This is a genomic window from Agrobacterium sp. DKPNP3, from assembly GCF_052686535.1.
The window spans coordinates 50,422-69,984 of sequence record NZ_JBQYSN010000004.1 but is presented as its reverse complement, the minus strand read 5'-3'; the positions used below and the strand labels follow the sequence as shown (position 1 = coordinate 69,984).

Sequence of the window (19,563 nt, the reverse complement as noted above, 5' to 3'; positions counted from 1 at the left end):
GGGCGTGCTACGCAACGCTTGCGATGTTCGATCTGACGTTCCCTCCATCTCTTACAACGGTCTTGGGATTCATTTCTGCGATCGAATCCTCAAACCCGCGCAGCGAGCGTCATCTTCTTCGAGCCAGATTGATAAAAGCTTCTGATGCTTTTGCCAGATGCTTTTCGGAAACGTCGGCGCGAACGATCTTGCCGTGGTCGATGCCGCCTTTCTCGCCCTTTTCGGGCGTGTGGCCAGCATTTTTTGCGGCCCTGTGATCGTATGTTTCGACCTTGATGATGCGGCGATCTACGCCGATTGCCTCCAGATATTGAATTGCGCGTCTTGCGCCTTCTTCGTGTTCAAAAAGTCCAGTAACGACGGGCATGACTTATCCTCCTTCGGGTCCCGGCTGGAGGTGAACCGCGGGCGTGCCCTATCGTTCCTTCACATTGGCGATCACGCATTGTTGTCCCGAGGGGGATTATCCGCCGGAACGCATGGTCGCAAACAGAGTTAGCTGCCTGAAGGTATTGCAACAGGGGGCCCAGCGCATTGACCGAGACGTCGGATCCGTATTGCGGACCAGCACCTGATTTTTCCAGTCTGATCTATGCGTGGAATCTTGATCCGGTTCTGATCGCAACGATAACCCTGGGTGCCTTTTGGCTGTTTGCGCCACGGGCTCGACAAACACCGTTCTTTTCTCGCGCGGCTGTCATCTTTCTGGTTGTAATCGCATTTGTGTCCCCGCTCTGCGCCCTCACGACCGCTCTCTTCTCAGCGCGGGTCTTCCACCATTTTCTGTTGATCGCGGTCGTTGCACCGCTGCTGGCTATGAGTCTCGAAGGGCGTCTAACCCTTGTTCCGAGCTGGTTTTCGCGTTTTCCTGAGCTGGCGTTTCTTGCCCACACGATCGCGTACTGGGCGTGGCACCTCCCGCCGGGATATACCTTCGCGCTTTCGGGCACGCTTGCCTATTGGAGCATGCAGCTTACCCTGCTGTTAGCCGCCATATGGCTGTGGTGGACGATGCTATTTGGTGCCGGTCCCGTGATGCGCATTTCGCTTGCACTTCCGACAATGGCGCAGATGGGTTTCCTCGCCGCGATCCTTACCTTTGCGCCTTATCCACTATTTTCAGAGCATTTCCTGACCACACAATCCTACGGAATGACACCGCTCGAGGATCAGCAATTATCTGGCCTCATCATGTGGACATTGGGACTGCTTCCATATCTCATCCTCGCTCTCTCCTCCATTCACCACATGCTGCGGGTGAAAGCGTGGTCGGAGGCGGAATGATTGCGCTCGTAAAATTTCTCCACTTTTTAGCGATTTCGATCTGGGTTGCGGGGCTCGTCAGCCTCCCCAGCCTTTATGTGCAGCGGGCCCATGTCCAAACAGCTGAAGATCGTTTTCGCTTGCAAAAGATCGTGCGGTTTTCCTACGTCAAGGTTCTGTCACCAGCAGCTTTTATCGCCGTTGCGTCCGGAACGACGCTGATCTTTCTCCAATCGACATATCTTTCCTGGTTCAGCGCAAAGCTGGTGCTTGTTGCGCTCCTCGTCCTTCTCCACGTTCTCACGGGTCTCGTGATCATCCGCCTCTTCAATGAGGGCGAGGTTTATCCGGCGTGGCGGTTCGTTGTCGTTACGGCAGTCAGCAGCATCCTGGCCATCGGCATCGTTTATCTGGCGCTTGCAAAACCGGAGATACCCGCGCTGTTGCCCGGCTGGCTCCATGAGCCAGGTGCGCTCAAACGCATCCTCGATCCTCTCATTCCTTGGGAGATACCATGAGGCCGATGCCGTGATCGAAAATCAGTTTTCCCCCGTGCCAGCCGGCAAGCGCCGTGAGGCCCGACGCAAGAAGGGACAAGCCAAGCCCGTGCGGCAGAATGTCGATCATACCGAATGTCCTTCCGCCCCAATTGGCTCCTGCAACGGAAATGAGCGCTATTGCGGCGACACCGTGTGCCCAGCTTGCGACCCTCGCGCGAATTCCGGACACCAGAAGCAGTTCGGCCGTGCCGATGACGCCGGCAACCACGCCGCTGAAAAAGGCGCCGCCCGATGCCCAGATACCAGCGCGAACCCAGAATGTATCCGCCGACCACCAGAAGAGGAGATCGCAGGCGAGCGTGGTGATCACGAGGGCTATCGGAAAGTGGACGGTCATCGCATGCAGCGGATGGCCTGCAACGGCGATCGCAGAATCAGTGGTTTTCTCCTCAACCTTGGAGATAACCGGATTGGGCGCTTTGTTTTTTTCCATTCGACGGATCCTCTTTCAGCGCTAACCGCTTCGCGAAGGCCGAAGTTCCCTGCTGTCGTTTCGCTGCCCGCACTTTTGCTCGCCTCGGGTTGCGCGGGCGATCTCTCGGTTCTGGATCCGGCTGGGCCGGCCAGTCAAAAGATCTCGGTGCTGTGGTGGGTCATGTTCGGCGGCGCATGCGCTATTTCGCTGCTGGTTGCCGCCCTTCTCGCACTGGTCTTTTTGAGCCCCCGGACCATGGCGCGGATCAAACCGCGACACTGGCTCATCGGCGGCGGTATAGCGTTTCCAATCCCGGTGCTGGCGGCGCTGGTGTTTTTCTCGTTCCTGCAAGGTGAAACACTGCTTCCACAGTCTGCCCGCGATCCGGTCCGGATCAGCGCAGTTGCGAGCATGTGGAAATGGGAGTTCGCTTACGAGACGCCAACTGGGACGTCAGAAAGCGCCGACATCATGCATATGCCGGCGGGGCGGGATGTCGTAATCGAGGTGACCAGCCGCGATGTCATTCACAGCTTCTGGGTTCCCAGACTGGGAGGAAAGATCGACGCCGTTCCCGGATTGACCAATAAAATCGCCCTTCGGGCCGAACAAACCGGCGCGTTCGGCGGGATCTGTGCGGAATATTGCGGCGTCGGCCATGCGGGCATGGGTTTTCGCGTCATTGCTTATGACGAGAGCGAGTTTTTACGCGTAATCGGGAATTTGGGGCAAACACAATGAAGGATGTGCGCACGCCAGAGAGACATTCAGCCTTGGCGCTTCACCGTGAACTCAGCGAGGTCTGGGGCTCGGGATCCGGGTTTCAGCGCCTCGCGGCGGTTAATCACACCGTCATTGGAAAGCGGTTCATGACCACCGCACTCGTGTTCTTTGCGATCGGCGGGTTTCTGGGGATGCTCATTCGCACGCAGCTCGCCACCGCATCGAACGCCTTCATGGATGCCGGGCAATATGCACAGGTTTTCACGATGCATGGCACCATCATGATGTTTCTGTTTGCTATTCCCTTTTTCGAGGGGCTGTCCATCTACATCCTGCCGAAACTGATCGGCGCCAGGGATCTCGCCTTCCCCCGGCTCTCTGCCTACGGCTACTGGTGTTATCTTTTCGGTGGCGGAATGCTCATTTTCGCCCTTCTCGGGGGAATTGCGCCCGCGGGCGGCTGGTTCATGTACACGCCGCTGTCGTCATCGCAATATAGCCCCGGCATCAATGCGGACATCTGGCTACTCGGCATTACCTTCGTGGAAATCTCCGCCATCAGCGCCGCGATCGAAATCATCGTCACGATCCTGCGGCTGCGTGCACCCGGCATGTCTCTCGACAGGATGCCGATCTTTGCCTGGTATATGCTCGTTGTCGCCGCGATGATGCTGATCGGTTTTCCGCCGCTGATCCTGGGTTCGATATTGCTCGAGGCCGAGAGGGCTTTCGACATTCCTTTTTTTGATCCGCAACGCGGCGGCAGCCCGCTTTTATGGCAGCACCTATTCTGGCTGTTCGGTCATCCCGAGGTCTATATCATCTTTCTGCCGGCAGCGGGCGCACTGTCGACGATCATCCCTGTTTTAGCGGGAACGCGGCTGATCGGTTACAACATCATCGTTGCCGCATTGATCGCCATGGCTTTCCTGTCGTTCGGTCTGTGGGTGCACCATATGTATACGGTGGGTATTCCCCACGTGGCGCTGTCTTTTTTCTCGGCGGCAAGCGCGCTTGTCACGATCCCGACTGCGATCCAGATATTTGCCTGGCTTGGGACCATGGCAGGTGGCAAGCCGACAATGAGTGTGCCGATGCTGCATATTATCGGGTTTTTCTGCGTGTTCGTGGTCGGGGGACTGACCGGTGTGATGCTGGCCATGGTTCCCTTCGACCAGCAGGCCCACGATACGCACTTTGTCGTCGCGCATCTCCATTATGTGCTGGTGGGCGGTTTTCTCTTTCCGATGCTTGCCGGGCTTTATTATTGGGTGCCGCACATCAGCGGCCGACAGCCAGTTCAGCACCTTTCCAAGGCCGCGTTCTGGATGATTTTCATCGGTTTTAATCTGACGTTTTTCATGATGCACCTGACCGGCCTGCTGGGCATGCCTAGGCGCGTTTTTTCCTACCCGGCGGCTTCCCCCTGGGAGTGGCTGAACCTGCTCTCGTCCATCGGCAGCTTCATCATGGCCGCCGGATTCATGCTGGTGGTGCTCGATTTTATGCTGCTTTTTCTTTACGGCCGCGCCTTCCGGCGCAATCCCTGGGACGCCGGCACGCTGGAATGGGCCATGCCAACCCCACCTCCGGCTTATGCTTTCGCCTCGCAACCCGAAGTGACGGCAAGGGCAGACGACCTGCCGATCAACACCATCGCTGCGGAGCTTGCCGCCGGCAAAGGTTATCTCGGTTTTGTACGATCGGGGAAAATGGAAACGATGGGGACGGATGCCGTGACCGGCGCGCCGCTGCAGGTCGTCGTCCTGCCGGGCCGTACATTTCTTCCCTTACTGAGTGCGATGGTGACTGCCGGCTTCTTCATCGCCCTTCTTTTGAAAGCCTATCTCATCGCAATCTCAATCTTTTTGGTCGCGACGCTGCTCTTTGCGGTGTGGACTCCGAACGCCGACGCCAGACAGGAGCGGGGACCTGTTACGGCGCGTGGTACGGAGCGCTTCCCGCTTCACTACGAAAGTGCCGATGCGCCCTCGGTGATGGCAATGAAACTTGCCTTGATCGCGGACACGACCCTTTTTGCGTCACTGCTGTTTGGCGGCCTTTTTCTCTGGATTTCCGCAGCCGGTGAAAGGATCGTCTGGACGCAATTGACCTGGTTACAGATCACTTTTCTATCAAGTGCCTTTCTCGCGGCGCTGTGCGGCGCAGCGGCCGGCAACCTCAGAGTAAGCGCAGTGATGTCAAGCGCAAGCGCGTTCGCCTACGCAACGGCAATCGCTGTAGGTCTCTTCTTGCTTGCGCATGATTATGCAGCGGTAAGCCATGCGATCCATGGCGTGTCGGTCGCCGTCAACGTTTATCTAATTCTGCACACTTTGGTCGGCTTCATCCTTGCGGCATTCGGCATGTGGCGGTTGGCAAATGGCTACGTCTCGAGCCGCCGAAGAAACGATCTGCGTATAGGCACTCTCTGGCACTGTCACTTCCTCGCCGCGACGGCCTTATCGTTTCTCTTCCTGCATACCCTGCGCTTAATGACGGAGGCTGGGTGATATGAGGTACCGCACGGCTCTTGGCCTTGCCGGGCCATTCGTCACCTGGGCCCTTTGCTTTCTGGGTCTCTATGCGCTGCAATTTGCCGGGTGCACCTGGGGATGGGAGATGCGCTCCTATGCCGGCGTTTCCCTGCTTCGCTTTCTCCTGATTGGCCTGGTTGCCCTCTCTCTGTTGCTTCTTTTTGCGTGGTGGCGAAAACTGGTCCAACAACAAACAGCAAAAAGCAGTGTCATCGCGGCCATATCTCAAGCCGCCGGGCTCGCCGCCCTGGCGGCGTCCGTTTTTGTGTTTCCAGGGGTTTTCTGGCTCAGTCTGTGTTGAACGGCGACGATACAGGCTGGCTCTTAGGTGGCAGAAGCTTGATCGGGCGTTTCTCGTCCGATCAATTTTCTTGGCTGAACCTCGGTCTCTGGATTATTCATGGGAGTTTAATCGCTACCCTCCCACACCGTGCCAAGTCGATATTCCGACCGGTCAGGAGGGTCCACAGGTTGCCTGTGCACAATCAGCCGAGCGTTTGGCTGGCCAGTGAGTAGGTTAGCGGACTGCGTGTCCCGCCCGTCGCAAAATCCACAAGTCGCTTGCCGCGCGACATGGTCAGCACGGTATCGAAGACGGTGAGGCCGTTGCGCAGCACGAAGAGGGCGAAGTCGCCGGTGTCGAAGTGCGTATCGAGACGCAGGAACCGGCCCTGATGATCGCGTATATGCGGGGCGAGGACAGCGATGGCCTCCTCGTCGTCCGATGCAACAATCGGACCCACAACATGGCCGCGGCCGAACCGGCGACAGAGCGCAAAGGCCTTCAGCACGCCATCACGGAAAAGGCCGTAGCCTCGCGAATTCGACATGAGCTTTTCAATGACACCTGAGCGCACAACGCCGAAGGCCGCAGTGTCGAGCGTCGTCACCGCGGTAACATCATCAGGGCCGAGGACCCGCACGTCGCCTAACAATTCCTGCTCGCGTAGCGCATCGGTGACGATGCCCTGACACTGATAGACCTTCTTTTCCGGCCGGAAGTCGAGGGAGAGGTAAAGCCTCTTCGCAGCCCGCGTCGCATTGAGGCGAAGGTCGACGCCCTCCAGATCCTGAAGGGCGTATTCCATCAGCCAGAGGCCGGCGCCTTGCGTCTGAAGGCGCGGCGAGGTGATGACCATGCCGATCGTTGCAAGCTCCGGTGACTGGCGGAACCACATGGCGGAGCTCATGATGCGGCCGATGTCATCGGTTGCAACGACGCCTTTGCCGACATCCCGCAAGAATTGCCAGTCCTGCGGGCGGTGCGGCCAGCCGACCGAAATCGACAGCGCGTGGAGCTGCTCAAGTTCCGCGCTCGCCACATCCCCGATTTGCATCTCAAAGGCATCAATCTGATTTCTTTCTCCGGGCTTCAGGATCTCACCCACACGATTGTCCTTCATCAATTGTCAGCAAGCTGCGCCGCCAGTGAAAATAGCCTCTCGATGATAATCCCTCCATGCCGTAGAACTTGCTCAAAATCTGGGACTCGACGCAATTTTTCGCTGAAACTGCCTCGGGTTCGGCATCCCATCCTTCACGACCAGCCATGGTTTCAGCCAGGACCTGTTCTTTTCCGGCTCCCGTAGTCCAAGATTTAGGCACCCGTGACGCCGATACGTGTTCCGACGATAAAGAGGAAATTCTATCCTCAGCTCCCTACGAACGATGGTAGGTACCGTCACCGGATGTAGTCCTCGCGTGTGCGTCATGGCAATCGCTGAAACGTTACGACTGGCGCAACGATGTTCGGCAGAAACCAAAAGGCACTGAGCAGATGCCGGATCCCGTCTTGACTGAGATGCCGCAGGCGAGATTTGATAGGTGGCCATAAGAGGAGTGCCAATGGAAGTTGCGACCACGACGCCTCTGCAAGACGACTCAAAGCACGAACGCCCGCCCGCAACCGTCGCGGCGGTGATCCTGGCTGCCGGGAAAGCCAGCCGCATGGGCGATGGCGGGGGCCATAAGCTTCTGGCGGAATTCGATGGAGAGCCGCTGGTGCGCCGTGCGGCCAAAACAGCGCTTTCCTCGGATGTGAAATTCGTCATCGTCGTGACCGGTCACCGTCGGAATGAGATAGAGGCAGCACTTCTGGGGCTAGAGGTGACCGCCATCTACAATCCGGAATATGCATCCGGCATGGCAAGCTCTCTGATCGCGGGATATTCGGCGGCAGCAGCGCGTGGTGTCGATGGCGTTCTCGTCATGCTTGCGGATATGCCCGGTGTGACGGTCGGCGACCTGAACGCCCTGATCTCGTCTTTCCGCCAATCTTTCGGACAAGTGATCATACGCGCGGTTTCGCGCGGCAAACGTGGCAATCCAGTCATCCTCCCGAAATCACTCAAGGATTCCATCATGCAGCTCGAAGGTGATGTCGGGGCGAGACACCTCCTTGAGACGTCGGGGACCCCGGTCATCGATTTGGATATCGGCGAGGCGGCCCGTCTGGATGTCGATACGCCAGAGGAGGTTCTCGCGGCCGGGGGTGTGTTGAAGGGATAAGGTCCGTGCCCGGGACGGAGCAAGAAGCCAGATGACGTCGATGCGTCGGGTGGGAGCTTTGCTGGGAAGACCATATCGCTTCATTGCGCCCTGAACGCGTTGCAAACCGTCATCTTCCGTCGCATTTTGCTAACACCGAGCCACCGGCATCATTTTGAGGTCGAGACCCTATACCGGGCCTCGACATTTCGGCACTCGTGCGCAGGGCAACTGGTTTTTCCTCGGGTGAAATACCAAGGACGATTACCCCGCCAATCGCGTCAGTCGAGATCAACCATCAGCTTGTCTAAGGTGATGGGCAGGTCGCGAACCCGAACTCCGGTCGCATTGTAAACCGCATTGGCAACCGCCGCACCAACCCCGGTTATGCCGATTTCGCCAATACCGCGTGCGCCCATCGGCGCCTGCGGGTCTGGCTTGTTGGTATAGAGGATTTCAATTGACGGTACATCCATCTGCACCGGCACGTGGTAATCGGCCAGCGAGGCGTTGACGACGCGGCCTGTCCGCTCATCGAAATTGGTTTCTTCGGTGAGAGCAAGACCGATGCCCATGATGATACCGCCCTTGAACTGGCTGGTCGCCATTTTGTGGTTCAGTATCTGGCCAGCGTCGAACGAGCCCAAAAAGCGCGAAACACGCGTCTCACCCGTGAGGGCACTAACCCGTACCTCGCAGAACTGGGCGCCCGTGGAATGCATGGAGAAGGCTTCCATTTCAGCGGGTGCAGGTGCTTCCGCCTCACAGATAAGGTCGTCTCGGCCAGCCCTTCGGAGTATCGATTGATAGCTCTCGAACCTGCTGGTGTCGCTGATGTGAGACAGACCACCATCTCTCGTCTCGACGTCAAGAAGCGACAGTCCGGCAAGCGGCGAGTCGTTGCCAGCAAGCTTGATCAATTCTTGCACGAAGACCTCGGTTGCGGCGATGATCGCGCCGCCTATGGAGGCGGTCTGGGTCGAGCCTCCGGCGATCACGCCCCTTGGCAGTCTGCTGTCGCCATATTCGAAAGTCACGTGATCAAGCGGCAAGCCCAACCGCGCTGCGAGATGCTGCACCTGAGCCGTGGCGGTCCCCATTCCCATATCGTGCACGGCGGTCGAAACGGTCACATGGCCGTCTGCCGTCAGCCTGATCCGGGCCGCGCCTCCGGGAAACCGGTGGTAAGGATAGGTCGCGGTCGCGCACCCCATCCCGATCAGCCACTCGCCTTCGCGTCTTTGGCGCGGTTTTTGGCTTCTCCTGTCCCAGCCGAATTGTTTTGCGCCTTCGTCGTAGGCTTCAAGAAGATAACGCGACGAAAACGGCTTGCCGGTCGTTGGATCCTTCTCCGGCTCGATCCGCCGCCGCAGCTCGATCGGGTCCAGTCTCAATTTTTCGGCGAGTTCATCGAGTGCGCATTCGAGGGCAAAAGTGCCAACGGATTCACCCGGCGCGCGCATGAAGGTGTTTGCCAGCATGTCCATGTCGGCAACATTCTGGCCGATACGGAAGGTTCTTGCGGCATAGAGGTGGCGGGCGGGAAAGGTGAATTGTTCCGGGCAGGAATTATGTGACGTCATCGCCGACGTTCCGGTGTGGATCAGCGCATCGAGCGTCCCATCGGCTCTTGCCCCCAGGGCAACGCGCTGTTCGGTGACCGTGCGACCGCCGACGATCCGGAAGACGCCTTCGCGCGACAGCATGATACGCACGGGTCGCTTTGCAAGTCTGGCCGCCGCGCAGGCAAGGATCTGATGATCCCACAAACATTTGCCGCCAAAACCGCCACCGACATAGGGCGAGGTGACATGCACCTTGCTGACATCAATGTCGAAAATATCCGCAAGCTGGCCCGTCGTCAGATCGAGCAGCTGACTGGCATCGTGGACGCGTAGTTCGTCGTCATTCCAGACAACGGTCGCCGCATGCAGCTCGATGGCATTATGGTTGTGACGCGGTGTTCTGTAGATGAGATCGACCTTGACCTCAGCTTTTGCGAGCGCCGCTTCTGCATCGCCGATTTCCACGTATGGCGGCTGGCCGAGCAGGTTCTCGAGTTGGCGGGGCGTTTTTTTCGCTTCGTCGAAAGATGTCACCGCCGGCAGCAATTCATACTTCGCCTCGACCAGTGATGCCGCGTAATCCGCCTGTTCCTGTGTTTCGGCAAGAACCAGCGCGATCGGCTGGCCGTTCCAGTGGATTTCGTCATTTTGCATGACGGGAAGATTGCTTGCTCCGGCCGCTGTCGGAGACGACATCATCAGCGATGGCGCTTTCATCCGCGGCGCGTTTTTATAGGTCATGACCAGAATGACGCCGGGTGCGGCCTCCGCGGCGCCGACATCAAGTTCGGTGACGCGCGCACGGGCAACGGTGCTGAAAGCGAGTGCCGCGTAGCTGATGTTATCGTAGGGAAACTCTGCCGCAAAGCGCGTCTTGCCCTGAACTTTCATGGGCCCTTCGATGCGCGGTACGGATTGCCCGAGGGAACCATGTTTGCGCAGCAGCGGATCGGTTGTCACGGCTGGCTGCCAGCGGCCTTGTCTGCCTGTCTCCGGCAGCGTTTGGGTATCGGCGCTCATGCGTTTTCTCCCTTCAATTCTTCAAGGACCGCGACAATGGTGCGCTTCGCCAGTTCAATCTTGAAAGCATTGTCGCGCAGGCCGACGGCGTCGGCGAGTTCGGCTTCGGCGGCAGCCCGGAAGTGCTCGGTATCTGCCTTTTGGCCCTTTAGATACGCTTCTGCCTTCAGGGCACGCCACGGCTTGTGTGCCACGCCGCCCAGCGCCAGCCTCACGTCTTTCACATTCCCACTGCCATCGAGATCCAGTGCCGCGGCAACGGAGACGAGCGCGAAAGCGTAGCTCGCCCTATCCCTTACCTTCCTGTAGGTGGATTTTTTTGCAAAAGGCAGCGCGGGAATTTCCACCGCAGTGATGAGTTCGTCCGGGTGAAGTGCGGTTTCGATTTCGGGCGTGTCGCCTGGAAGACGGTGGAGATCACGCAGCGGCAGGCTGCGCTTGCCTGCCGGCCCCTGAAGGTGAACCACGGCATCCAGTGCAACAAGCGCGACGCACATATCGGATGGATGGGTCGCAACGCAGCTTTCAGATGCACCGAGGATGGCATGATAGCGGTTGAAACCCTCCAGCGCGTCACATCCTGAGTGGGGCTCGCGCTTGTTGCAGTGAGCGGCATTGTCATAGAAATACCGGCACCGGGTGCGCTGAAGAATGTTGCCTCCCACGGTCGCGACATTTCGAATTTGCGCGCTTGCACCTGCGAGAATAGTGCGGGAGAGAACCGGAAACTGCGCCCGTACCGCACCATGGGCCGCAAGCGCGGTGTTCTTCACGCCCGCCCCGATCAGCAGGCTGCCATCGGCGCGCTGTTCGATGCTGCTCGCCAAGTGCGTGACATCGATCAGCGTCTCCGGTTTTTCGACCGTTTCGCGCATGAGGTCGACGAGATTGGTGCCGCCACCCAGATATTTCGTTGTCGGCGCGGCCTGTTTGAGCGTTATTGCCGACGCCGCATCAGAGGCCTGATGGTAGGAAAAGATATTCATGCCCGTGCCCTCTCGTCGGTCTGCACCGCGGTCGGCTGGACCAGCGTTTCAGAAATGGCTTCAACAATGCCATTATAGGCGCCGCAGCGACAGAGATTGCCACTCATGCGTTCGCGAATTTCGGTGTCATCGATGATGACGCTGTCGCTCGAAAGATCAGCGGTGACGACGCTCGGGATGTTTCGCTCGATCTCGCCCGCCATGCCCACGGCGGAACAGAGTTGCCCCGGTGTGCAATAGCCGCATTGAAAGCCATCATGTTCAATGAAAGCTTTTTGCAACGGATGAAGGTTGCCGTTGGCCGCGAGGCCTTCCACAGTCGTGATGTTACGGCCCTGATACTGAACCGCAAGCGCGAGACAGGAATTGATCCGCTCGCCATCCACCAGCACCGTGCATGCGCCGCATGCGCCCTGATCGCAGCCCTTCTTCGTGCCCGTAAACCCCAGATAGTTGCGCATGAGATCAAGCAGCGACGTGCGGATGTCTGCGTCCACCTCCACTGCTGTTCCGTTGACGTTAAATTGCATTGGACATCTCCCTCATCTGAAGGTCCGCACTGAAATTTTCAGGCGGCACCTATGAAGCTCATGGTGTTTGTCTGCGTGTGGCTGCTGTCGGATTTGTCGATCCGGCGGCAGTTCTAGCTTTGCGTCACGTATGACTGTCTCGCCGCGGCGATGTCGGCGATGACCGACAGTGCCAGCGACTGCGCGTCTCTTGCCCTACCGAATACGCCGATCGGCGCTTTGATCCGCGCGATTGCCTCATCCGCATGACCACGGTCGCGCAATCGCTCGACCCGTTTCTCATGCGTTCGGGAGCTGCCGAGAGCGCCGATGTAGAAGGGTGATGCGCGCAACGCTGCCTCCAGCACAGGCATTTCCCGATCGAGGTCGTGCTGGAGGAGTGCGACAGCCGTGTCGGCATCGATAAAGTTCGGAGCATCGTCGGTTTCAGTGCCCTCTTCAACAAGGAGGACCTCGTATCCTGCGGCTTTTGCGATACTGGCGGCTGTCTCGACCTCAAGAGAGCGTCCCGAAAGGACCATACGAACCTTTGGACGGTAGCAGGTGACGAAGGTCTCGCCGTTCCACCCGATCTGCGTTCCCTCCAATCCGAGCGAAAGTTGTTCGAGCCCCGGCCGATAGCACAAGGACGCGCATCGGCGCTTATCGACGAGCATGTTGATGAAACAGAGCGGCTCGACGTCTTTGACAAGATGAATAGCGACGGTGATACCGCCGCCGCAGGGAAGGACGATATCGAAGAATGGCGAGCCCTCGCCCAGCATGACGAAACGATCATGGCCACTTCGCATGGCCTGCAAGGCTTCAGCGGCGATGGCCGCCTCCGTGCATCCGCCCGAAACATATCCACAATAGCTGCCGTCCTGCGCAACCGCCATCTGCGCGCCAAGCGGACGCGAGGAGCCCCCGCGTATTTCCACCAGGGTGCATAGTGCCACGCCAAGCCCCGCCTTGAAGTAGTCGATGGCAAAATTCAGGACGTCATAAGCCCTGTCGGTGGAAAAAGCTTTTCGCGGCGTCGCCAAGATCGGGGCTTCGACGCTGCGATGCAACCAATCCGCGGCATTGACGTTATGTCGGATGCTATCGGCCGATCCTGTCATAAGTGCCTCCCGCATTGTGACATCAGAATGAGTGACGGGCTGTTAAGTTCCTCGGGAACGCTCGAGTTGTGAGATGTTCACCACTGCCACCGTTTGATTTCGGCATGACATCCGCCTCCAATCTGATTTAAAGAAGCGAACGGCGCACCCATAAGCGGAGGCGCCTCCGTTTAACTTAGTGGCTTGCGATCGTTCGTCAAGCGATTTTTCATGGAGTGGCCTTCCGTGCCCAAGGAGCAGATGCCTCCATCTCAACCGCCCCCCTTGCGCGCAGACGCACGGCGAAACCGGGAAAAGCTGATAGAAGTTGCTGCGCTGGCGTTTTCAGAGCAGGGCGCGGCCGCTTCGCTGGAAGATATTGCCAGGCGTTCTGGCGTCGGCATCGGCACGCTGTACCGGCATTTTCCGACCCGCGAACATTTGGTCGAAGGCGTCTATCGCCGCGAACTGGAAATTCTGGCGACGGCTGCGCGCGATCTGTTGCGGGAAGAAGAGCCCGCGAAAGCCATTGAAGAATGGATGAACCGGTTCGTTAGCTACATGGCCGCGAAAAGGGGCATGGCGAACAGCCTGAAGCTTCTGTTTACATCCAATTCCGCCCTCTTTGCGGAGGGGTCGAAGCTTTTGCATACGGCGTTCGAAGAGCTACTGAACAATGCCGTCGAGGCTGGTGCGGTCAAGGGAGACATTGAGGGTGCAGATGTCCTCAACGCGCTCTTCGGCATTTATTCCATTCCCGAAGGTCCGGATTGGCGTGACCGCGCGCACAGGATTGTGCGGTTGGTGATGGACGGGCTGCGGCGTTAGCTTTCGCCCAAGCCGGAACGGATGATGATCAAAATGCAGAGGACGTGCCAACGGTCCACGTCCTCGAAGGCATTCGCGAGCCTTGAAGGAAAGCGCGCTAGTTATGCCGGCGAAAATCCGCTTTCGCAAAGGTCCCGCAGCTCCCTAGGAGCGAGATGATCAAGCGAAAGCTCCGGCAGCAGATCATTGTCGGCTTCCAGATTGCGCGCGACCGACGCGGTGAAGATGCGAATACCGGCTTCATGAAGGATGGCAGGACGGTTGACGATGCGGCCAAGAAGAACAGTCGGCAAAAGACCGAAGGGTACGTCCTCGTAGATATAGCGGCTGTCGATGGAGGAAGGTCCCATCCCGCCTCGTCCCTCGCGATGCATCTGTTGGTTCATTTCCGACACAGAGGCAAGGGGTACATGGAAGGAGAGAGAAAAGTGCTCTCGGACTGTCTTCACCCCGAGGCCAAAGCTCTCGGCGATTGACAATCGCTCGGCGTCGAGCGCTTCGATCAACTGCCCGACCGCCGGGGTCACATGTTCACCCTGTCCCCAGCTCTCTGCCTTTTCCATGCGTGTCAGATTGAGGAGTGCGATCCCGAGATGGTTTTGAGGATTGAGGTTTGAGAGCGCGATGGCGAGCAAACCGTCACGTTCGACGAAACGATCGCCGAAGAGTTCAGTGCACAGCCTTTGGCCCTGTGCTGCTGCCGACTTGGGCAAGGTGGCAAAGTCCACCTTCTGGCGAACGGTGTTCACGACGACGCTGCGTTCATCCGGCTGACGGCGCGCCGTCAGGAGCGTCGTTCCCCAGGCGATGATCGGCAGATGGAGCCGGCGCTCGGCGAGCCGCTTCGACAGATAAAGCGCTCCAAAGGAGCTATGGGAACTGATGATGACGGGCAGGTTCGACCGCAGGTGCGGCAGCGCTGCATCGATAGCCGCGCGATGACCGTTGGCTGGCATGGCAATGATAACCACATCCGCATCGGCAATGGCGCCCTCACAGCTTGCCGCAACCTCCACGGGGCCGACGAAATCAAAAGCTCCCTTGGCGTTGAGCTTTTCACCTTGCGCCAATGGATTGGCACTGCGACCGGAGGGTGACCATAGGAACGGGCGATGCCCCGCGGCGGCGAGAAATGCCGCCATGCCATAAGCAATCGATCCCGCACCAAGAATGGCTATCCGCATGTCATCTATCCTTTCGGTTGTAGGAGTTGGGATGGACCCGCCCTCTGGTCACTGATTTGCACGCCCATCAAAACCCCGGTTTTGAACTTTGTGGACCGACTGTTACGCAAATGCATCATCTTGTCCTGCCTGCTACAGCCATATTCACGCGTGCTTTGCCTGGTTAATTAGCATAACCTTGCCTAACCCCTCAGCACATATCACTGCGTCGAGCAAAAGCGTCTGCTACATTGGCAAAAGCTAAGGCATGTAGCCAAATTTTCTGCACAGCGCGGCGTCAGCAGCCGTTTTTTTTATCTTCTCCGGCTCATACGAAAAATTCTCTTTTGTCACTAGCAGATATCATGCGTTTAATGCACATTAAATTTGTCATAATGCAAAGGATGCATGATAGCCATGGAGATACGCGAACTGGAGGCGTTTCTGGCGGTAATGTCCGCAGGCAGCATTACCGGTGCTGCGCGCCTCCTTGATCGTTCCCAATCTCAGGTTACGCGCCTCATCCAAGATCTCGAAACGTCGCTTGGATTTGCGCTGTTCGATCGCAATGGCCCGCGTATCATGCCGAGTGACAAGGGAGTGGCCTTCCACGCCGAAGCCGAGCGCTTCATCAGCGGCATCGAGCATTTGCGCAACCGGGCCCAGCGGATCAGTCTCAAGGAGCCTGAGCCGGTCGAGATCGCCGCCACGCCTGCTTTTGCCACGGGAATGGTACCGCTCGCTCTTGCGGAGTTGCCCGAAGCACTTCTGCCTCACACTGTTTTTCTACGAAGCATGCCAGCCGAGGCTGCGGTCCAGGCGGTGCTCGGCCGTACCGCTGATTTCTGCGTGACGTCGCTTCCGGCCGAACAACCGGGCCTGGAGGCACATGGCTACTTCCAGGGGCGATGTGCCGCAGTTCTGTCCGTTAACGATCCGCTTGCCGCCAAGGATGTCGTTTCCATCACGGACCTCGCTGACCAGACGGTCATCACGCTCGCAAACCCATTCCGCCTGCGCCGCCGCGTGGACAAGGCCCTGCAGGATGCAAATGTCCGTGCGGGGCGGATCATCGCCACGAGCGCGGCGATGAGTGCGGTGCAGGTCGCGTCGACCGGCATGGGAATTGCGATTGTTGAACCGGCTACCGCTTACGGTCCCTTGACCGCGGGCGTGACTGTGCGACCGCTCGACGTCGACATTCCGTTTCTCTGGGGAATTTTCTCGGCGACAGCGCGCCCGCTGTCGGCAACCGCCCAGGAGTTGATACAGCTTATCATCCGCGTCGCCTCAGCCCGCATGCCGGATTTCATCGCCCACGATCCGCGCGCCTCGGGGCGTGTGGCTGACGTCACCTATGGGGAAAGCGTCGAAGGGGACGCTCCCTGATCAGAATTTTCTGCCCCGTCGACCCGATCAAAAAAACAAAGGAGAGTGCCATGAAAGAGTTTAAAGCGACCCGCCGTTCTACCCTCAAACTGCTCGCTGCCGGCTCCGGTATCCTGGCGGCCCCCAGCCTGATGCGCTCCGCCCACGCGCAGGGAAAGGTCGTCAATATCACGACCTATGACAAGTTCGTTCCGCAGTCTTTCATCGACCAGTTTCAGAAGGATACGGGAATCGAGATCCGCATCCGTCTGACGGACGATCAGGGCAAGCAATATAACATTCTGACGGCCGAAGGCGCCACGCCGTCGACCGATATCGTGACGGTAACCGGCCACCGGCTCTCCCAGTTCATCGGTTCCAACCTCCTTTCGCCGCTTGATACCAGCAGACTGAAGAATTGGGACAAGTTGGCGGCCGCCTACAAGGGCGCACCGCAGCTCACCATCAACGGCTCCACCTACGGCGTTCCGCTTCTGGCGGGCTTTGAAGGTCTGGCTCGTAACACGGAATACACCAAGCCTTCCGACAGCTGGGGCATGATGTTCGACGACGAATACAAGGGGCTGACATCTTACATCATCTCGGACTTCCTTTCGCTGACCATGCTCTATCAAGGCAATGACGGCGATTACGTCACCTACGAGGGCAAGGAAGCCATCGCCCAGGAAGCCACCAACAAGGCGCGTGACTTCCTGATCAGCCAAAAGGACAAGGTCCGCAAATACTATGATGCGGGCTCCGAGGTTCAGCAGATGTTCCTGAACGAGGACATCTACGTGGCGCAAGCCTGGTCCGGACCGACAGCCAAGCTGATCATGGACGGTCACCCCATCGAGCTGTCCGTTCCGAAGGAGGGCACCTACGGGTTCCTCTATTCCTTCAACGTGGTGAAGAACGGTCCGAATGCGGACGCTGCCTATGCTTTCCTGGACGCCATTCTCGCCTCGCCGGAAATCGGGGCTGCCATGGTTCGGCAGTCGGGCTTCGCCTCGGCCTTTGATGGCGTCGACAAGCTGCTCAACGATCGCGAACGGGCCGCCATGGCGCTTCCACAGGACCAGATGGAGCGCATCAAGTTCTTCAGCTCGGTCAACCGTGCCATGAAGAACGCGATGATCGACAAGGCAGCCGCCGAAATCAAGGCTGCCTGAATTATCGATGCGATGCGAACCCGACCAACGCCGGGTTCGCAACCCCCAATAAAAAGCTTGTCCAGAGCTGGGAACGATCATGGTGAACACGACAATGACTGAATTGCGAGAGGAAGGCGCGCCAGCCCCGGCGCATTATTCCGGATGGATTGGCAAGGTGACAGGATCAACCCTCTACCGAACCACCATAGGTCGGCTGGCAGACAGTCGCCCCGCGCGACTCGCACTCCTTGCCGGGATACCCGTGATATGGCTTCTCGTCCTGCATGTCGGGCCGATCCTGCAAATGGCCAATATCAGCTTCACGGACAACTATCCGCCCCAACCGAACGAGGCCACGCGCTATACGCTCGCCAACTATGTCCTGTTCTTCTCGGATTCGATTTATATGCTGCCCTTCATACGCAGCCTCGTATTTGCGGCCGTCGTTACCGTTTCGACCCTGGTGATCGTTTATCCGGTTGCCTATTACGTGGCAAAGGTGCTCCAGCCGAAACAGCGTACGCGCGCGCTGCTGCTCCTGCTCATCCCGTTCTGGGCCGGAGAACTGATCCGTACCTTCTCCGTCATCATGCTGCTGGCCAATCGCGGAGCCGTCAACGTTCTGTTGCGCGAGATTGGCCTCATCGATCGGCCCATCCCGATGCTCTACACGTCCTTCTCGCTGAGCTTTGGCGTCATCTACCTCCTCGCGCTCTACATGCTGCTCCCACTCTACTCAGCCATAGAAAAGATCCCGGTGCAGCTCGTGCACGCCGCTGCTGATCTCGGTGCAAGCCCTTTCCAACGTTTCCGGCGCGTTATCCTGCCGCTGTCGAAGGACGGTATCGTATCCGGATGCAGCCTGGTCTACCTCACGGCCGTCGGCGTCTTCGCCGCTCCGCTTCTGCTCGGCGGGCCGAACGCCGTCATCTTCCCGGAGGTAATCGCGACGCTTTTCCACTCTTCCAACGACAAATGGCCTGAAGGCGCTGCCTTCGCCATGCTGATGCTCGCCGTGTCGCTGACAACGGTAGGTCTCTTCATGCGCTTCGTTGGCGGTCGCTCTGTCCGGCTGATGTAGGAGATGACGATGCGGTCCCCCTTAAACGACCTTCCGAAGACGGCCCTTGGCGCCTGTTACGCCATTTTCGTTATCTACCTGCTTTTGCCGCTGGCCCTGATGATGGCCATGAGCTTTAAGGACGCAAACTTCATCGCCTTCCCGATCAGCAACTGGACCCTGGACTGGTATGGCAAGGTACTTCAGGACAAGCAGTTCATCGAAGCCTCGCTTTATTCGGTCGGAATAGCGTTTGCCACCACGATCGGAGCGACTGTCATCGGTGTGTGGATTGCCCTGCTGATTTCAACCGAAGGCATCCGCGGCAAGGCCATTCTCTTTGCGCTCGCCTGCCTGCCTGCCGTCGTTCCCGGCCTGATCAACGCCATCTCGATGCGGATATTCATCCGGATGGTTGATATCCCCACGGGCACCTTCGCGATTATCCTCTCCCATACCGTCCACGCGGTACCGTTTGTGGTAATCATGGTGCTGACGCGCCTGCGTTCCATGCCTGCCAATCTCGTTGATGCTGCACGAGATCTCGGTGCAGACGCGTTTATCGCCTTCATGCGCGTCACGGTCCCCTACATCCTGCCGGCCCTGATTGGCGGCATGATCTTCTGCGTTCTGACCAGTATCGACGATTTCGTGCGCACCTTCTTCCTGGGCGGATACAAGCCGACGCTACCGATGCTCATTTTCGCCAAGGTCCAGGGCGGCATGTCGCCAGAGATCAATGCGATGGCGACCATCGTCCTCATCGTCACCGCCGCCATCGGCCTTTATGCCGAGCACTTCACCCGCCGTTCGAGGAGCTGA

The 19,563-nt window shown here is 58.4% G+C and carries 19 protein-coding genes; 11 read left to right on the top strand and 8 right to left on the bottom strand.

Annotated features, from left to right (window positions below; translation table 11 throughout):
- Nucleotides 1-109: 109 nt before the first annotated feature.
- Entirely contained in the window at nt 110-367 is a 258-nt protein-coding gene (locus ACUTJJ_RS02270) for a hypothetical protein (protein ID WP_063947617.1), read from the bottom strand.
- A 167-nt stretch (nt 368-534) separates the two neighbouring features.
- Between ACUTJJ_RS02270 and ACUTJJ_RS02265 the strand changes: the two genes are divergently transcribed.
- Both ACUTJJ_RS02265 and ACUTJJ_RS02260 read left to right on the top strand, forming a co-directional pair.
- Entirely contained in the window at nt 535-1,284 is a 750-nt protein-coding gene (locus ACUTJJ_RS02265) for a cytochrome c oxidase assembly protein (RefSeq protein ID WP_445541154.1), read from the top strand.
- Complete coding sequence (locus ACUTJJ_RS02260) at nt 1,281-1,781, top strand: CopD family protein (protein WP_445541153.1); 501 nt, start codon at nt 1,281-1,283, stop codon at nt 1,779-1,781. The genes ACUTJJ_RS02265 and ACUTJJ_RS02260 overlap by 4 nt, the downstream gene beginning before the upstream one ends.
- Here the strand turns inward: ACUTJJ_RS02260 and ACUTJJ_RS02255 are convergent.
- Nucleotides 1,759-2,256, bottom strand: a complete 498-nt coding sequence (locus ACUTJJ_RS02255; protein WP_063947614.1) for a DUF2231 domain-containing protein — start codon at nt 2,254-2,256, stop codon at nt 1,759-1,761. The two genes, ACUTJJ_RS02260 and ACUTJJ_RS02255, sit on opposite strands and share 23 nt — an antisense overlap.
- Here ACUTJJ_RS02255 and coxB point away from each other — a divergent pair.
- From coxB to ACUTJJ_RS02240, 3 genes are all read left to right on the top strand, one after another.
- Entirely contained in the window at nt 2,164-2,979 is an 816-nt protein-coding gene (coxB, locus tag ACUTJJ_RS02250; RefSeq protein ID WP_445541152.1) for a cytochrome c oxidase subunit II, read from the top strand. The genes ACUTJJ_RS02255 and coxB overlap by 93 nt on opposite strands.
- Nucleotides 2,976-5,474 (top strand): cytochrome c oxidase subunit I, encoded by a 2,499-nt coding sequence (gene ctaD / locus ACUTJJ_RS02245; RefSeq protein WP_445541151.1) that lies wholly within the window; start codon nt 2,976-2,978, stop codon nt 5,472-5,474. Before coxB ends, ctaD begins: the two co-directional genes overlap by 4 nt.
- A 109-nt stretch (nt 5,475-5,583) precedes the next feature.
- Nucleotides 5,584-5,799: a hypothetical protein gene (locus tag ACUTJJ_RS02240; RefSeq protein ID WP_445541150.1), complete on the top strand. Its 216-nt coding sequence runs from the start codon at nt 5,584-5,586 to the stop codon at nt 5,797-5,799.
- A gap of 184 nt (nt 5,800-5,983) precedes the next feature.
- Here ACUTJJ_RS02240 and ACUTJJ_RS02235 read toward each other — a convergent pair whose 3' ends face one another.
- Nucleotides 5,984-6,901: a GNAT family N-acetyltransferase gene (locus tag ACUTJJ_RS02235; protein WP_445541149.1), complete on the bottom strand. Its 918-nt coding sequence runs from the start codon at nt 6,899-6,901 to the stop codon at nt 5,984-5,986.
- 442 nt (nt 6,902-7,343) lie between these two features.
- Here ACUTJJ_RS02235 and ACUTJJ_RS02230 point away from each other — a divergent pair, with 442 nt between their 5' ends.
- Nucleotides 7,344-8,006 (top strand): nucleotidyltransferase family protein, encoded by a 663-nt coding sequence (locus ACUTJJ_RS02230; RefSeq protein WP_063947609.1) that lies wholly within the window; start codon nt 7,344-7,346, stop codon nt 8,004-8,006.
- Nucleotides 8,007-8,266: 260 nt separating this feature from the next.
- Here ACUTJJ_RS02230 and ACUTJJ_RS02225 read toward each other — a convergent pair whose 3' ends face one another.
- The 4 genes from ACUTJJ_RS02225 to ACUTJJ_RS02210 form a co-directional block, all read right to left on the bottom strand.
- Nucleotides 8,267-10,570 carry a xanthine dehydrogenase family protein molybdopterin-binding subunit gene (locus tag ACUTJJ_RS02225; RefSeq protein WP_445541148.1) on the bottom strand — a complete coding sequence of 768 codons (2,304 nt, stop codon included), beginning with the start codon at nt 10,568-10,570 and terminating at the stop codon, nt 8,267-8,269.
- Nucleotides 10,567-11,556, bottom strand: coding sequence for an FAD binding domain-containing protein (locus tag ACUTJJ_RS02220; protein WP_445541147.1), 990 nt, complete (start codon nt 11,554-11,556; stop codon nt 10,567-10,569). Before ACUTJJ_RS02220 ends, ACUTJJ_RS02225 begins: the two co-directional genes overlap by 4 nt.
- Entirely contained in the window at nt 11,553-12,086 is a 534-nt protein-coding gene (locus ACUTJJ_RS02215; RefSeq protein ID WP_063947606.1) for a 2Fe-2S iron-sulfur cluster-binding protein, read from the bottom strand. Before ACUTJJ_RS02215 ends, ACUTJJ_RS02220 begins: the two co-directional genes overlap by 4 nt.
- Nucleotides 12,087-12,199: 113 nt before the next feature.
- The gene (locus ACUTJJ_RS02210; protein WP_445541146.1) at nt 12,200-13,189 is read right to left on the bottom strand and encodes an XdhC family protein; all 990 of its coding nucleotides are present in this window, start codon (nt 13,187-13,189) and stop codon (nt 12,200-12,202) included.
- A 210-nt stretch (nt 13,190-13,399) separates the two neighbouring features.
- On the opposite strand from ACUTJJ_RS02210, the gene ACUTJJ_RS02205 reads away from it, so the two are divergent.
- The gene (locus ACUTJJ_RS02205) at nt 13,400-13,996 is read left to right on the top strand and encodes a TetR/AcrR family transcriptional regulator (protein ID WP_445541145.1); all 597 of its coding nucleotides are present in this window, start codon (nt 13,400-13,402) and stop codon (nt 13,994-13,996) included.
- A gap of 101 nt (nt 13,997-14,097) precedes the next feature.
- Here ACUTJJ_RS02205 and ACUTJJ_RS02200 read toward each other — a convergent pair whose 3' ends face one another.
- On the bottom strand, nt 14,098-15,180 hold the full coding sequence (locus ACUTJJ_RS02200) for an NAD/NADP octopine/nopaline dehydrogenase family protein (RefSeq protein WP_445541144.1): 1,083 nt from the start codon (nt 15,178-15,180) through the stop codon (nt 14,098-14,100).
- Between the two features lie 387 nt (nt 15,181-15,567).
- On the opposite strand from ACUTJJ_RS02200, the gene ACUTJJ_RS02195 reads away from it, so the two are divergent.
- The 4 genes from ACUTJJ_RS02195 (at nt 15,568) to ACUTJJ_RS02180 (ending at nt 19,563) form a co-directional block, all read left to right on the top strand.
- The gene (locus tag ACUTJJ_RS02195; protein WP_445541143.1) at nt 15,568-16,548 is read left to right on the top strand and encodes a LysR family transcriptional regulator; all 981 of its coding nucleotides are present in this window, start codon (nt 15,568-15,570) and stop codon (nt 16,546-16,548) included.
- Nucleotides 16,549-16,598: 50 nt separating this feature from the next.
- Nucleotides 16,599-17,699 (top strand): extracellular solute-binding protein, encoded by a 1,101-nt coding sequence (locus tag ACUTJJ_RS02190; RefSeq protein ID WP_063947602.1) that lies wholly within the window; start codon nt 16,599-16,601, stop codon nt 17,697-17,699.
- A gap of 79 nt (nt 17,700-17,778) precedes the next feature.
- Nucleotides 17,779-18,762 carry an ABC transporter permease gene (locus ACUTJJ_RS02185; RefSeq protein WP_445541142.1) on the top strand — a complete coding sequence of 328 codons (984 nt, stop codon included), beginning with the start codon at nt 17,779-17,781 and terminating at the stop codon, nt 18,760-18,762.
- 9 nt (nt 18,763-18,771) lie between these two features.
- Nucleotides 18,772-19,563, top strand: a complete 792-nt coding sequence (locus ACUTJJ_RS02180) for an ABC transporter permease (protein ID WP_063947601.1) — start codon at nt 18,772-18,774, stop codon at nt 19,561-19,563.

Excerpts from the sequence above, each read along its gene's own strand:
- ACUTJJ_RS02235 (WP_445541149.1), bottom strand. The coding sequence starts at position 6,901 with ATGAAGGACAATCGTGTGGGTGAGATCCTGAAGCCCGGAGAAAGAAAT.
- ACUTJJ_RS02255 (WP_063947614.1), bottom strand. The coding sequence starts at position 2,256 with ATGGAAAAAAACAAAGCGCCCAATCCGGTTATCTCCAAGGTTGAGGAG.
- ACUTJJ_RS02210 (WP_445541146.1), bottom strand. The coding sequence starts at position 13,189 with ATGACAGGATCGGCCGATAGCATCCGACATAACGTCAATGCCGCGGAT.
- ACUTJJ_RS02225 (WP_445541148.1), bottom strand. The coding sequence starts at position 10,570 with ATGAGCGCCGATACCCAAACGCTGCCGGAGACAGGCAGACAAGGCCGC.
- ctaD (WP_445541151.1), top strand. The coding sequence starts at position 2,976 with ATGAAGGATGTGCGCACGCCAGAGAGACATTCAGCCTTGGCGCTTCAC.
- ACUTJJ_RS02220 (WP_445541147.1), bottom strand. The coding sequence starts at position 11,556 with ATGAATATCTTTTCCTACCATCAGGCCTCTGATGCGGCGTCGGCAATA.
- ACUTJJ_RS02270 (WP_063947617.1), bottom strand. The coding sequence starts at position 367 with ATGCCCGTCGTTACTGGACTTTTTGAACACGAAGAAGGCGCAAGACGC.
- ACUTJJ_RS02185 (WP_445541142.1), top strand. The coding sequence starts at position 17,779 with ATGGTGAACACGACAATGACTGAATTGCGAGAGGAAGGCGCGCCAGCC.
- ACUTJJ_RS02180 (WP_063947601.1), top strand. The coding sequence starts at position 18,772 with ATGCGGTCCCCCTTAAACGACCTTCCGAAGACGGCCCTTGGCGCCTGT.
- ACUTJJ_RS02230 (WP_063947609.1), top strand. The coding sequence starts at position 7,344 with ATGGAAGTTGCGACCACGACGCCTCTGCAAGACGACTCAAAGCACGAA.
- ACUTJJ_RS02205 (WP_445541145.1), top strand. The coding sequence starts at position 13,400 with ATGGAGTGGCCTTCCGTGCCCAAGGAGCAGATGCCTCCATCTCAACCG.
- ACUTJJ_RS02260 (WP_445541153.1), top strand. The coding sequence starts at position 1,281 with ATGATTGCGCTCGTAAAATTTCTCCACTTTTTAGCGATTTCGATCTGG.
- ACUTJJ_RS02190 (WP_063947602.1), top strand. The coding sequence starts at position 16,599 with ATGAAAGAGTTTAAAGCGACCCGCCGTTCTACCCTCAAACTGCTCGCT.
- ACUTJJ_RS02240 (WP_445541150.1), top strand. The coding sequence starts at position 5,584 with ATGCGCTCCTATGCCGGCGTTTCCCTGCTTCGCTTTCTCCTGATTGGC.
- ACUTJJ_RS02200 (WP_445541144.1), bottom strand. The coding sequence starts at position 15,180 with ATGCGGATAGCCATTCTTGGTGCGGGATCGATTGCTTATGGCATGGCG.
- coxB (WP_445541152.1), top strand. The coding sequence starts at position 2,164 with ATGCAGCGGATGGCCTGCAACGGCGATCGCAGAATCAGTGGTTTTCTC.
- ACUTJJ_RS02215 (WP_063947606.1), bottom strand. The coding sequence starts at position 12,086 with ATGCAATTTAACGTCAACGGAACAGCAGTGGAGGTGGACGCAGACATC.
- ACUTJJ_RS02195 (WP_445541143.1), top strand. The coding sequence starts at position 15,568 with ATGATAGCCATGGAGATACGCGAACTGGAGGCGTTTCTGGCGGTAATG.